Origin of the sequence: Pseudonocardia sp. EC080619-01, assembly GCF_001420995.1 — a bacterium.
Classification (GTDB): domain Bacteria; phylum Actinomycetota; class Actinomycetes; order Mycobacteriales; family Pseudonocardiaceae; genus Pseudonocardia.
This window is the reverse complement of record NZ_CP012184.1, coordinates 932,742-945,766: the sequence shown is the minus strand read 5'-3', so window position 1 is coordinate 945,766 and position 13,025 is coordinate 932,742. Positions and strand designations below refer to the sequence as shown.

Sequence of the window (13,025 nt, the reverse complement as noted above, 5' to 3'; positions counted from 1 at the left end):
CTATTCAACACATGTGACGGTAGTCAACGTTGACTCGTGGGCCCTCGCTGTCGTCGAATAGTCGACGCTGTCGTCGAACAAGCTGGTGCGGAAGGGTAGGAGATGCAGCCACGTCGCGTCGCGGTGCTGGGCGGGGGGTCGGGTGGGCTCTACGCGGCCCGCCTGCTGAAGCTCGCCTTCCCCACCTGCGAGGTCACCGTGCACGAGCAGGGCGACCCGGACACCACCTTCGGGTTCGGTGTCGGTCTCGCCGCCGGCACCCAGCGCAACCTGGCCGCCGCCGATCCGGACACGTTGCGCGATCTCGTCGCCGCCGGGGTGCGGCACGACATGACGCTGCAGAACGGCGACGACCGGGTGCGCGTGAGCAACGACCGGCTGATCGGGGTCGCCCGGACCGAGCTGCTGGCGATCCTGCAGCGGCACGCGGAGAAGGCCGGGGTCGTGCTGGAGTTCGGCGCGCGGCGTGCGGCGCACGAGCTGGACGCCGATCTCGTCGTCGCCGCGGACGGCGTCAGCAGCGCCACCCGCGAGGCCGGTCCCTACGGCGGCCGGGCCGGGCTCGGCCGCGGGCTCTACCTGTGGTGCGCCGCCGACCTCACCCTGCCGGACGCCGTGTTCGCCCCGGTGGAGACCGAGCACGGGGTCTTCGTGACCCACGCCTACCCGTACTCCGGCGGCCGGTCCACGTTCCTGATCGAGACCGACGAGGCCACCTGGCGGAGGGCGGGGTTCGACGCCACCACCGACGCGACCCCGCCGGACGCGTCCGACACGACGTCGCTGCGCTTCCTGGAGCGGGCGTTCGCCGAGCAGCTGCACGGACACCCGCTGATCGGCAATCGCACCCGGTGGCTGCGCTTCCGCACGGTCCGCTGCGACCGCTGGTCCGACGGCGGCACGGTGCTCCTCGGCGACGCCGCGCACACCGCGCACTTCTCCATCGGCTCCGGCACCAAGCTGGCGATGGAGGACGCGATCGCCCTGGTCGAGGCACTGGCCGGCGAGCCGGGCCCCGGTGCCGCGTTCGCCCGCTACGAGGAGGTCCGGCGGCCCGCCGTCGAACGGCTGCAGGAGCTGGCCCGCCGCAGCAGGCTGTGGTGGGAGTCGTTCCCGTCGCGCCTGGACCTCCCGGCCGCCCGGCTGATGGTCGCCTACATGTCCCGGGCCGGGAACGTGCCGCTGGACCGGTTCGCCGGGACCGCGCCGGACGTCGTCGCCGCGGCGCTGGAGCAGTACGCGGGCGTGCCCGGACCGCACGAGGGGCTCACGGACTGGGTGATCGGCCGGCCCCTGGAGCGCGGTGACCTGCGGTTCGCCGACCGCACGAGCGGCGCTGCCGGGCTCGCCGCGCTGGACGTCCGGCTCGACGACCCGTGGTCCACCGCCGGTGACGCGCTCGTCGAGCGGGTCCGCCGCGACGGGGCGGGGGGCTACCGGATCACCGGGCCCGCCGACCGCGCCGCACTCCTGACCCGGCTCGACCTCGCCGAGCGGGTGCGGCGGGAGACCGGCGCGCTCGTCGCCGTCGAGGGGCCGGCGGCGTTCCGCGACGACCTGGCCGCCGGGCTCGTGAGCGGCCGCACCGATCTCGTGTCACTCACCGGGGAGACCGCATGAGACTCGTCCCGTACCCGCCGGAGGCCGCCCGCCGGTACCGGTCCGCCGGACTCTGGGGCACCCGCACCCTCGCCGACGAGCTGCACGCGGTGGCGGCCGCGCACCCCGGCCGCGACGCCGTCGTCGCCCTCGACGGGCGGGTCACCTACCGTGAGCTCGACGAGCGCAGCGACCGGCTCGCCGCCGGGCTCGCCGGGCTCGGCCTGGAGCCGGGGGACCCGGTGCTGTTCCAGGTCACGAACCGGCTCGACACCGTCCTCGCCTGGTACGGCGTGCTCAAGGCCGGGCTGGTCCCGGTCGCGACCCTCGCGGCGCACCGCGCGCACGAGATCTCCGAGATCGGCCGCCGGGTCGGGGCGCGGGGGCACCTGGTCGAGCGGGGCGGGAGGTTCGATCTCGTCGCGTTCGCCCGCGAGCAGGGGATCGGGCGCACGCTCGTGCTGGGCGAGCTGCCGTCCGACGACGACCCGGAGCGGGCCCGCGCTCTCGTCGAGCGGATCCAGGCGCGGATCGACCCCGACGACGTCGCCGTCCACCAGCTCTCCGGCGGCACGACGGGCGTGCCCAAGGTGATACCGCGGCTGCACGCCGAGTACTGGTACAACGCCGCCGAGTACGCCCGGTCCTGGAGCTGGACCCCGGACACCCGCGTCGCGCACCTCATCCCGGTGATCCACAACGCCGGGATCGTGTGCGCCGTGCACGCCGCGCACAGCACCGGCGCCTGCCTGGTGCTCGGCACCCCCGACCTCGACGAGTCGCTGCCCCTGATGGCCCGCGAGCGCGCCACCCACGTGCTGCTCGGGCACGGGCACTACAGGGCCGCCGACCACCCCGGGTTCGCCGCGGCCACCGCGGCGGTCACCCGGGTCGTGCTGTCCGGGGCGAAGGTCCCGCCGGCCCTGTTCGAGCGCCTGGAGGCCCGCGGGATCTGGTCCGGCCAGCTCTTCGGGATGGGGGAGGGGCTGTTCCTCACCACCCGTCCCGGGGCGCCGCGCGAGGCCCGCCTGACGACCGTCGGCACCCCGCTGTCGCCGCACGACGAGATCCGGGTCCTCGACCCCGGCACCGAGAACGAGGTTCCCGACGGCGAGGTGGGCGAGCTCTGCGCCCGCGGGCCCTACACGCTGCGCGGCTACTACGACGCCGCCGAGCACAACGCCCGCGCCTTCACCGCCGACGGCTTCTACCGGACCGGCGACCTCGCTTCGCTCCGGACGATCGGCGGCGAGCGCCACGTCTCGATCGAGGGCCGGATCAAGGACCTGATCAACCGCGGCGGCGAGAAGATCAACGCCGAGGAGGTGGAGCTGCTGCTGCTCCGCCATCCCCGGGTCGTCGGCGCCGCCGCCGTCGCCATGCCCGACCCGCGGCTCGGCGAGCGGACCTGCGCCTACATCGTCGTCGACGGCGCACCGCTGACGCTGCCCGAGGTGCAGGAGCACTTCGCGGCGCACGGCGTCGCCACCTTCAAGTGGCCGGAACGGATCGAGCACCTCGACGAGATCCCGCGCACGCTCGTCGGGAAGACGGACAAGAAGCGGCTGGCCACCGACATCGCCCGCACCATCGCCTCCGAGGAAGTGAGCCTCCGATGACCCACCCGCGCCGCCCGCCGCACCGGATCGGGCTGGTCGTCCCCAGCTCCAACGTCACCGTCGAGACCGAGGTCCCCGCTCCGCTCGCCCGGCACACCGAGCGCTTCTCGTTCCACTCCAGCCGGATGCGGATGCACCGCGTCTCGCCGGAGGAGCTGGCCGCGATGAACGCCCAGCGCGAGCGCTGCGTCGACGAGCTGGCCGACGCCCGCGTCGACGCCCTGCTCTACGCCTGCCTGGTCGCTCTCATGGCGCAGGGGCCCGGTGAGCACCAGCGGGTGGAGAAGGCCGTCCGCGAGCAGATCGACGCCGTCGTCCTGTCCAGCGCCGGCGCGCTCGTCGAGGGCCTGCGGGCGCTCGGTGCGCGCCGGATCGCGCTGGTCACGCCGTACCTGCGGCCGCTGGCCGAGCAGGTGGTGGCCTACCTGGAGGCCGAGGGGTTCACCGTCGTCGACTGGGCCGCGCTCGAGGTCGGCGACAACGCCGAGGTCGGCTGCATCCCCGGCGACCGGGTGCTGACCGCCGCCCGCGGGCTCGACCTCACCGGCGCCGACGCGCTCGTCATCTCGGCCTGCGTGCAGATGCCTTCGCTCGACCTGGTCGCGCCGGCCGAGGAGGAGTTCGGGCTGCCGGTGCTCTCCGCCGCCACCGCGGGGGCGTACACGCTGCTCACCCACCTCGGGCTGGAGCCCGTCCTGCCCGGCGCGGGACGGCTGCTCGCGGCACCGTCGTGACACGATCTGCGGCCATGAGCGGATCCGAGCCGGCACGCAAGGCCAGCGCCCGCCGGGAGCTGGTCGAGAACGAGCTGTACGAGCACGCCACCCGGCTCTTCGCCGAGCGCGGCTTCGCCGGGACGAGCCTGCAGGACATCGCCGACGCGCTCGGCATCACCCGGCCCGCGCTCTACTACTACGTCAGGAGCAAGGACGAGCTGCTCGCCAAGCTCGTCACCGAGGTCACCAACGGCCCGCTCGACGAGCTGGAGGCGCTCGCCGGTGACGACGCGCTCGACGCCGTCGACAAGCTCCGCGGGATCGTGCGGATCATCGTCGGCCGCCGGACCACCCAGCCCGAACGGTTCCGGCTGCTCATCCGCTCCGAGGCCGAGCTGCCCGAGGAGCTCACGGCGGCCTACGACGAGAGCCGCCGCACCATCCTGAAGGTGATCGCCGGCGTGATCGACGACGGCGTCCGCGGCGGCCGGTTCCGCCCCGTCGACGCCCGGGTCGCGGCGCTGGGCGTGCTCGGCATGTGCAACTGGGTGGCCTGGTGGTTCCACCCCGGTGGCCGGGACACCACCGAGGGCGTCACCGCCCAGCTCGCCGACATGGCCGTCGGGGCGCTCGTGCGCCCGGACGACCAGATGCCCGACGGCGAGGGCCCCGCCGCGGCGTTCAAGCTGCTCCGGCAGAACCTCGACCACCTGGAACGCGTCCTCGACCTGTGACTTCGTCGCTGGCGTCGAACTGTTGACTCAAGTGTCGAGCCGACTTACGGTCGGGTCGACGCACGACGCGAGGAGGCAGTCACCCATGACGGAGCTCGAGCACCGGGTCCAGGGCGTGGACCACGTCGCGTTCCCGACCTTCGACCCGGCGGCCACGGTCCGCTTCTACCGGGACGTCCTCGGATTCCCGGTGGTGCACTCGATCTGCGCGGCCGGCTGGGGTCCGGAGAACCACCCCGACTTCATCCACTTCTTCTTCGACATCGGCAACGACGACCGGATCGCGTTCTTCTACTACTTCGGCACCGACCCCGCCGTCGGCGGCGACGCGGGGGAGAAGGGCGACGTCTACGCCCGGTTCGGCGCCGGGGTGCCGGAGTACTTCGTCCGCTCCCGGCACCTGGCGATCCACGTCGAGTCCGAGGAGGACCTGCTGGAGTACCGGCGCCGGCTCGACGAGAGCGCCTGGCCGGTCGAGATGCAGATCCAGCACGAGACGATCGAGTCGATCTACACGCACGACCCGAACGGCTACATGTTCGAGATCACCCGCGCCATGCGCCCGGTGACCCCGCAGGAGGACCTCGACGCGAACCTGACGATCGACGCCCTGCTCGACGTCGTCGGCGAGCCGGAGCCCACCTTCGGCAAGCTGCTGGCGCGCAAGGCCGAGCTCATCGTCGAGCGCGCCGCGGGCTGGGAGACGGTGACCCGGTGACCACGCTCTACGTGCTCGACGTCCCCGAGAACACCACGGTCGCGAAGGTCGCCGCCGAGGCCCCGGACGTCGTCGTCGACAAGATCGGCCCGTACTTCGAGATCCGTGCCGACGGGCCGATCGTGATCGACCGGCGCGCGACCGGGTGCCGGCACGCGGTCTGGTACTCCTGCGTCGGTGCCGTCGCCCGGGACGGCCGGATCGTCCAGCACGACAAGGACGCGCTGCGCGTGGAGCCGGTGTGACGGGCGGCCTCGGCGCGGGCCGGTACCTGGCGTCGGGCGACCGGCCGCCGTCGACGGTCACGAGCGTGCACGAGCTGACCACCGCCGACGGCGCGACCGTCCGCGGTGTCCTGGCGACCGTGCCCGGCGCGCGCACCGTCGTGTGCCTGATGCACCCGCGCCAGGACGTCACGCACCACCCGCTGGTCCCGCTCCTGCTCCGCGCCGGGGCGGCCGTCTGGACCCAGCACCCGCGCTCGGTCAACAACGACCTGAACCTGGTGCACGAGCAGGCGCTGCTCGACGTCGCCGCCGGGCAGGTCTTCCTGCGGGAGAGCGGATTCGACACCGTCGTCACGCTCGGGCACTCCGGTGGCGGGACGCTGTTCGCCTATTACCTGGAGCAGGCCGCGCTGGCTCCGGCGGACCGGATCGCGACGACGCCCGGCGGGCGCCCGACGACCCTCGCCGAGGCCGACATGCCGGTGGCCGACGGCGCGGTGTTCCTCGCCCCGCACCCCGGCCAGGGGAAGCTGCTGCTGGCCTGCATCGACCCGTCGGTCGCCGACGAGTCCGACCCGCTGTCGGTCGTCGGGGAACTGGACCCGTGGGACCCGGCGAACGGGTTCGCGGAGCCGCCGGAGAGCTCGTCGTACCCCGCGGAGTTCCTGGAGCGCTACCGCACGGCCCAGCGCGAGCGGGTCGCCCGGATCGACGCCGTCGCCCGCGAGGCGCTGGCCCGCACCGCGGAGGCACGCGCGACGTCCCGGCGGACCGGGTCGGCGGCCGATCGCAGGCGCAGCCTCGCGCCGACGATCATGACGATCTTCCGGACCGACGCCGACCCCCGCACCGTCGACCTCTCCCTGGACCCGAGCGACCGGCCCTACGGCTCGCTGTTCGGCAGGCGCCCCGACCTCATCGACTACGGCCAGGTCGGGTTCGGCCGGATCAGCACTCCCGAGGCGTGGCTGTCGACCTGGTCCGGGCTCAGCTCGAACGCCGGCTTCGTGCGCTGCGCCCCCGGCGTGACCGTGCCGACGCTGTTCGTCGAGCTCACCGGCGACCAGGCCGCGTTCCCCGCGGACTCGGCGGACATGATCGCCGCGCTGGGCGCGGGGGACCTCACCACGGCCCGGGTCCGCGGCCTGCACTTCGGGGCCGCGATCGCCCCCGGCGAGCCGACCGGCAACGAGCTGGCCGCCACCGAGATCACCGAATGGTTGGGGAAACGCTTCCCCCTGCCCTGACCCGCCACCCGCGACTCACCCCGCCACCCCGCCACCCCGCCACCCCGCCACCCCGGCGAACGCTCACCGGTTCCGTGAACGCGCACCCGATAGGGCGAGCGCTCACCGAACCGGTGAGCGCCGACAGGCTCGGTGAGCGTCGGCAGCGCCAGTGAGCTGCCACGCCGGCGGCATGGGCGAACGCTCGCCGAATGCGTGGACGCGCACCCGATCGGGCGAGCGCCCACCGAATCGGTGAGCGCCCACGGCACCGGTGAGCGTCGGCGGATTCGGCGAGCGTCGGCAGCGCCTGTGTGTTGCCACCCCGCGGCCTGGGCGAAACGCTCACCGGCTCCGTGGACGCGCACCCGATCGGGCGAGCACCCACCGAATCGGTGAGCGCTGGCAGATCCGGTGAGCGCCGGCAGGGCGGTGGGACGACGGATTCGGTGAGGGTCGGCAGGGCCGGTGGGCGTCGGTGGGGGCGGTGCGGGTCAGGCCAGGTGGCGGGCCAGGCGCTGGGCGGCGGTGAGGACCCGCTCGCCCATGCCCTGCTCGTCCTGCACCTCGAACAGCGACAGGCCCACGCTGACCGTGCCGTTCGGCCGCCGGGCCGGGACGACCGCCGAGATCCCCGTGATCCCCGGCGCGATCTCGCCGTGCGACACCGCGAACCCGCGCCGACGGGCCACGGTGACGGCCTCGCGCTCCCCGGCCTGCGGTGGCTCGGCCGCGAGGATCGCGAGTCCCGCCGAGCCGCGGCCGATCGGGTCGAGCTGCCCGGTCCGGAACGCCACGTGGATCCGGGCCGTGCGCGGCTCCACGATCATCAGCATCCGGACCTGGTCGGCGCTCTCCCGCACGACGAGGTGCGCGGTCGCGTCGGTCTGCTCGCTCAGCTCCTCCAGCACCGGGCGCGCGAGCGTGCGCAGGTCCTGCTCGACCGGTTCGGCGAGCCGGACCAGTCCCGCGCCGAGGGTGACGCGCTTGAACCGGTCGCGCCGGCAGAGGTGGTGTTCCTCCAGGGTCCGTACCAGCCGGTGGGCGACCGTGCGGTGCACGCCGATCCCGTCGGCGATCTCGGTGATCGACAGCCCGTCCGGCGCGCCGACCAGCAGTTCCAGCACCTCCAGGCCGTGATGGAGCGTCTTCGACGTGCCGGTCGCCCGCTCGGCGGGCGCACCGGTCCCTTGACGAGGACCCATCCCCGACCTACCTTTTCCTCAGTTCGCACACTGCGTGCGATAATCGCACACTCACCGGTGAGACGCAAGGAGACCGACGTGGCCGACATCCCCGACCCGGCCGACGTGCTCGCCGTCCACCAGCTCTACGGGCGGCAGAGCCACGCGATCGACTCCGGGCGGGCGGCCGACTGGGCCGCGACCTTCACCGCGGACGGCGAGTTCCACTCACCCAGCTACCCGGAGCCGTCCCGGGGGAGCGCGGAGCTGACCGCGTTCGCGATGCGCTTCCACTCCGGGTGCCGGGCGAGCGGGGAGGTGCTCCGGCACGTCGTGAGCACCGTCGAGGTGCTGGCCGCCGGGCCGGACGCGCTGAGCACCCGCGCCTACCTGCAGATCGTCGGCACCCCGGAGGGCGAGCCGTCCCGGCTGCACCGGATCACGACCCTCGACGACGATCTGGTCCGCACCCCGGACGGCTGGCGCGTCCACCGGCGCACCGTCCGCCGCGATCCCTGATCCACTGCGGCCCCCCCCGACCACCACACTTCTCGAAGGAGAGACACGTGACCGACCTCGAACCGACCGGTCCCGGACGCGTCCTGCACCGGCCGGTCGCGACCGTCCACCCCGAGTTCCCCGGCAGGGTCGCGGTGATCACCGGTGCCGCCCGCGGGATGGGCGCCCGGTTCACCGCCGCACTGGCCGCGCGCGGCGTGCACGTCGTCGCGGGCGACCTCTCCGCGGAGGCGATGACCGCGACCGCGGAGGAGCTGGCGGCCGAGGCCGCCGGGCGCGCCGACGGCGTCACCCCCGGCCGGATCGTCGCGGCCGGTGTGGACGTCACCAGCGCCGACGACCAGCGCGCACTCGCCGGACGGGCGGTCGACGAGTTCGGCCGTCTCGACTTCTGGGTCAACAACGCCGGGATCTTCCCGTTCGCCGAGATCCCCGACATCACGCCCGAGCAGGTGCGCTCCACCCTGTCGGTCAACGTCGAGGGCGTCCTCTTCGGAGCGCAGGCGGCCGCCGAGCGGATGGGCCCGGGCGGGGCGATCGTGAACATGTCGTCGGTCTCGGCGCTGCGGGTGCGGCGCGGGCGCGGCTCCTACTGCACCTCGAAGGCCGCGGTCGCGCACCTGACCGAGTCGCTCGCCGTCGAGCTGGGGGACCGGGGCATCCGGGTCAACGCGATCGCGCCCGGCTTCGTCGACACCGACATGACCCGCTGGATCCAGGACGACCCGCCCGCGCTGGCGAAGGCGCTCGACGCCGTCCCGCTGCACCGGATCGGCTCGCCCGAGGAGGTCGCGGGCGTCCTGATGTTCCTGCTCTCGGACGGCGCCCGCTACGTCACCGGGCACTCGATCGCGGTCGACGGCGGCTCCCGGCATGTCTGACACCCAGGCCACCGAGACCGTGACCTACCCCGGCGTCGTGCTCGTCACCGGTGCCGCGGCCGGGATGGGCGCGCAGCACGCGCGTGCCCTCGCCGCCCGCGGGGTGCACCTCTGCGCGGCCGACGTCGCCGACACCACGGACCTGGTCGACTCGATCACCGCCGACGGCGGCTCGGCCTCCGGGCACACCCTCGACGTCGCCGATCCCGACGCCTGGGCCCGTGTCGCCGGCGAGGTCCGCGAGCGGTGCGGAGAGCTCGGCGGCCTGGTCAACAACGCCGGCATCTCCCGGCGCCGCGGGTTCATGGACACCGACCGGGAGCTCTGGGACCGGGTGCTGTCGATCAACCTGTCCGGCGCGTTCCACGGCATGCAGGCGCTCGCCCCGCTGATCCGCGACTCCGGCGGCGGGTCGATCGTCAACATCGCGTCGATCTCGGGGCAGGTCGGGTACTTCTCGCCGTCGTACTCGTCGAGCAAGTGGGGCCTGACCGGGCTGTCGAAGTCCGCGGCCGGGGCGCTGGCCGAGTGGGGCATCCGGGTCAACTCGCTGCACCCCGGGCTCGTCGACACCGGGCTGCTCGGCGGGGCGGACGCGTTCGTGCGGTCGTCGCTGGAGAGCGTCCCCGCCGGCCGGCTGGCCGGCCCCGAGGAGATCACCGACGCCGTCCTGTTCCTGCTGTCGGACCGCTCCACCTACCTGACCGGAAGCGAGGTGACCGTCGACGGCGGGCTGGTCTCCAACGGGCTGTACCACCGCATCGTCGCCGGGGCCGGGGGTGACCTGGGATGACCGACGAGAGGGTCGACGTCGTCGTGGTCGGCGGGGGCGGGGCCGGGCTGGCCGCCGCCGTCACCGCGGCCGAGCAGGGCGCGTCGGTGCTGCTGTTCGAGTCCGAGCACGAGCTCGGCGGGTCCACCGCGCTGTCCGCGGGGATGCTGACCGCGGCCGGGACCACGGTGCAGGCCGGCCTCGGGATCGACGACGGGCCGGAGCGCTTCTTCCAGCACTACATGGACCTCAACCAGTGGCTGCTCAACCCGGGCCTGGTCCGCACGTTCTGCGAGCAAGCCGGCCCGGCCGTCGAGTGGCTGATCGGGCTCGGGGTCGAGATCCCGGCCGCGGTGTCGCACGACGCGCACACCCCCGGTCTGACCCGGGCCGGCGTGGAGGACGTCTGGCGCGGCCACGTCCCGAAGGACCAGGGCTACGGGATCGTCCAGGTCCTGGACCGGGCCCGGAAGCGGCTCGGCGTCGAGGTCGTCCTGCACACCCGCGTCGAACGGCTGCTGGTGTCCGGGGGTCGGGTCACCGGTGTGGTCGCCGACGGCATCGAGGTCGGTGCCGGCGCCGTCGTCGTGACGACCGGCGGCCTGGCCCACGACCCGGAGCTGCGGGAACGCCACCTCCCGGCGGCCGCCCGTGCGGGCGACGACCTGTTCGTCGTCGCCGCCGACGGCAGCCGCGGCGACCACCTCCGCTTCGGCGAGCAGGTCGGCGCGGCCGTCGCCGGCGAGGGCTGGGGGCTGCTGCTCCCGACCGTCTACTTCCAGCGCCTGCACCACTGGCAGTCCGGGTTCCCGCCGGTCTCGCGGATCGTCGTCGACGGTCACGGCCGCCGCTTCATGGACGAGGACGCCTCCTACGCGGTGTCCCCGGGCCTGATCGAGTCCCGGCCGGGACCGGCCTGGCTGGTGTTCGACGAGGCCGCCCGCCGCGACCTCCCACCCGGCTACGCCCACTGGTCCGCGGGCCACGTCACCGCCGAGGCCGACGCCGGGCGGACCCTGCGCGCCGGGACGCTCGGCGAGCTCGCCCGGGAGATGGGCGTCCCCGCGGACACCCTGGAGTCCACCGTCGGGCGGTGGAACGCGCACCTGCCCGTGACCGGCACCGATCCGGACTTCCTGCGCCACCGCAGCCTCGAGGCCAAGGGCCGGACCGGGCGGCCCGCGCCGGTCGCGGAGCCGCCGTTCCACGCGGCCCGGTTCCTGCCGGCGGAGCTGGTCTGCACCCACACCGGCCTGGAGATCGACCCGACCGCCGCCGTGCTGGACGCACGCGGTGAGCGGGTGCCGGGGCTGTTCGCCGCGGGCGAGGCCGGTGCCGGGGTGCTCGGCCCGCGCTACGTCGGTGGCGGGAACGCCGTCGCCCACGCACTCACCATGGGCCGGGTCGCCGGCCGCCACGCCGCCGCCTGACCGGCGCGTCGCTCACTCACCGTCGAGGAGAACCATGTCCGCCACCACTCCGCCCGGTACGGGCCGGTCCGACGTCGGCAGCCGCACGATCCGCAAGGTCGCGCTGCGGGTCATGCCGATCGCCGGTCTGCTGTACGTCTTCAACTACATGGACCGGGCCGCGATCGGCTACGCCCAGCTCGGGATGGCGACCGAGCTCGGCATCACCGCGGCGACCTTCGGCATCGCGTCGGCGATCTTCTTCCTCGCCTACGTGGTGTTCGAGATCCCCAGCAACATGATCATGAAGCGGGTCGGGGCCCGGCTGTGGCTGGCCCGGATCGCGGTCACCTGGGGCATCGTGACGGTGCTGACCGGGTTCGTGGCGAGCGTCGGTCAGCTGCTGCTCGCCCGGATCCTGCTCGGCGTCGCCGAGGCGGGGCTCTTCCCGGGCCTGCTGCTCTACATGACGTACTGGTTCCGCGGCCGCGAGCGCGGCCGGGCGATCGCGGCACTGGCCCTGGCGCAGCCGATCGCGCTGGTCGCCGGCAGCCTCAGCGGCGGCCTGATCCTCGACCATGTCCACTGGTTCGGGATGAGCAGCTGGCAGTGGGTGTTCGTCCTGCAGGGCGCACCGGCCGTCGTCCTCGGGATCGTGACCCTGTTCGTGCTCCCGAACAAGCCGTCCGACGCGCGCTTCCTCACCGGCGAGGAGAAGACCTGGCTGCAGTCGGAGATCGACGCCGAGTACGTGCCGGAGACCCGGACCGGGCTGCGCGCGGAGCTCTCCGTCGTCCGGGACCGGAAGGTCCTGCACCTGGCGGTGGCGAACCTGTTCATCGCCTGCGGCCTCTACGGGCTCACGTTCTTCCTGCCACTGATCGTCAAGCAGCTCGACCCGGCCTACTCGTCGACGAACATCGGGCTGCTCGGCGCGATCCCGTACGTCGTCGGGGCGGTCGGCATGCTGCTGCTGGCCCGCAGCTCCGACCGCACCGGGGAGCGGAAGTACCACGTGATCGTCCTCGTCCTGGTGGCCGCGGTCGGCTTCCTCGGTGCGATCCAGTTCAAGGACGTGCCCGCGCTGTCGCTGGTCAGCCTGTCGCTGGCGGCGGTCGGCGTGCTCGGCTACCTCGCGCCGTACTGGGCGATGGCGGCGCGCGTGCTGTCGAAGGAGCAGACCGCCGTCGGCCTGGCGGCGATCAACTCGGTCGCCGCGCTCGGCGGCTTCTTCGGCCCGTACGCGATCGGGCTGGCGGCGACCGACACCGACGTCACCGTCGGCCTGTACTTCCCGATCGGCTGCCTGGTCCTCGCCGCGATCATGCTCGCCTTCCTGAAGGTCCCGCGCGAGGACCGGCCCGGCGTCGAGCCCGGCGTCGGCGGCGACGCCGCGCACCGTTCCTGACCCCTGCCCCCGG

The 13,025-nt window shown here is 73.8% G+C and carries 13 protein-coding genes; 12 read left to right on the top strand and 1 reads right to left on the bottom strand.

From position 1 onward, the window contains the following. Positions 1-102 precede the first annotated feature (102 nt). From AD017_RS04350 to AD017_RS04320, 7 genes are all read left to right on the top strand, one after another. Entirely contained in the window at positions 103-1,620 is a 1,518-nt protein-coding gene (locus AD017_RS04350) for an FAD-dependent monooxygenase (protein WP_060573032.1), read from the top strand. Next, a complete protein-coding gene (locus tag AD017_RS04345) occupies positions 1,617-3,218 on the top strand; it encodes a (2,3-dihydroxybenzoyl)adenylate synthase (protein WP_060573031.1) in 1,602 nt (533 codons plus the stop codon). The genes AD017_RS04350 and AD017_RS04345 overlap by 4 nt, the downstream gene beginning before the upstream one ends. Beyond that, the gene (locus AD017_RS04340) at positions 3,215-3,952 is read left to right on the top strand and encodes a maleate cis-trans isomerase (protein ID WP_060573029.1); all 738 of its coding nucleotides are present in this window, start codon (positions 3,215-3,217) and stop codon (positions 3,950-3,952) included. Before AD017_RS04345 ends, AD017_RS04340 begins: the two co-directional genes overlap by 4 nt. Positions 3,953-3,966: 14 nt before the next feature. Next, entirely contained in the window at positions 3,967-4,668 is a 702-nt protein-coding gene (locus AD017_RS04335) for a TetR/AcrR family transcriptional regulator (RefSeq protein ID WP_010240959.1), read from the top strand. Between the two features lie 85 nt (positions 4,669-4,753). Further along, positions 4,754-5,386 (top strand): VOC family protein, encoded by a 633-nt coding sequence (locus AD017_RS04330; protein WP_010240960.1) that lies wholly within the window; start codon positions 4,754-4,756, stop codon positions 5,384-5,386. Then, positions 5,383-5,631, top strand: a complete 249-nt coding sequence (locus tag AD017_RS04325) for a hypothetical protein (protein ID WP_010240961.1) — start codon at positions 5,383-5,385, stop codon at positions 5,629-5,631. The genes AD017_RS04330 and AD017_RS04325 overlap by 4 nt, the downstream gene beginning before the upstream one ends. Next, positions 5,628-6,860: a hypothetical protein gene (locus tag AD017_RS04320; protein ID WP_060573028.1), complete on the top strand. Its 1,233-nt coding sequence runs from the start codon at positions 5,628-5,630 to the stop codon at positions 6,858-6,860. Before AD017_RS04325 ends, AD017_RS04320 begins: the two co-directional genes overlap by 4 nt. 473 nt (positions 6,861-7,333) lie before the next feature. Here the strand turns inward: AD017_RS04320 and AD017_RS04315 are convergent, their stop codons facing one another. Then, positions 7,334-8,044, bottom strand: coding sequence for an IclR family transcriptional regulator (locus AD017_RS04315; RefSeq protein ID WP_010240964.1), 711 nt, complete (start codon positions 8,042-8,044; stop codon positions 7,334-7,336). A 78-nt stretch (positions 8,045-8,122) separates the two neighbouring features. On the opposite strand from AD017_RS04315, the gene AD017_RS04310 reads away from it, so the two are divergent. From AD017_RS04310 to AD017_RS04290, 5 genes are read left to right on the top strand one after another with little or no spacing between them, the layout of a single operon-like run. After that, on the top strand, positions 8,123-8,542 hold the full coding sequence (locus AD017_RS04310) for a nuclear transport factor 2 family protein (RefSeq protein ID WP_060573027.1): 420 nt from the start codon (positions 8,123-8,125) through the stop codon (positions 8,540-8,542). A gap of 47 nt (positions 8,543-8,589) precedes the next feature. Beyond that, a complete protein-coding gene (locus tag AD017_RS04305) occupies positions 8,590-9,423 on the top strand; it encodes an SDR family NAD(P)-dependent oxidoreductase (protein ID WP_060573025.1) in 834 nt (277 codons plus the stop codon). Beyond that, positions 9,416-10,216, top strand: a complete 801-nt coding sequence (locus AD017_RS04300) for an SDR family NAD(P)-dependent oxidoreductase (RefSeq protein WP_060573024.1) — start codon at positions 9,416-9,418, stop codon at positions 10,214-10,216. Before AD017_RS04305 ends, AD017_RS04300 begins: the two co-directional genes overlap by 8 nt. Further along, the gene (locus AD017_RS04295; RefSeq protein ID WP_060573022.1) at positions 10,213-11,625 is read left to right on the top strand and encodes an FAD-dependent oxidoreductase; all 1,413 of its coding nucleotides are present in this window, start codon (positions 10,213-10,215) and stop codon (positions 11,623-11,625) included. Before AD017_RS04300 ends, AD017_RS04295 begins: the two co-directional genes overlap by 4 nt. Positions 11,626-11,659: 34 nt before the next feature. Beyond that, the gene (locus tag AD017_RS04290) at positions 11,660-13,012 is read left to right on the top strand and encodes an MFS transporter (protein ID WP_010240974.1); all 1,353 of its coding nucleotides are present in this window, start codon (positions 11,660-11,662) and stop codon (positions 13,010-13,012) included. The last annotated feature ends 13 nt before the right edge of the window (positions 13,013-13,025 follow it).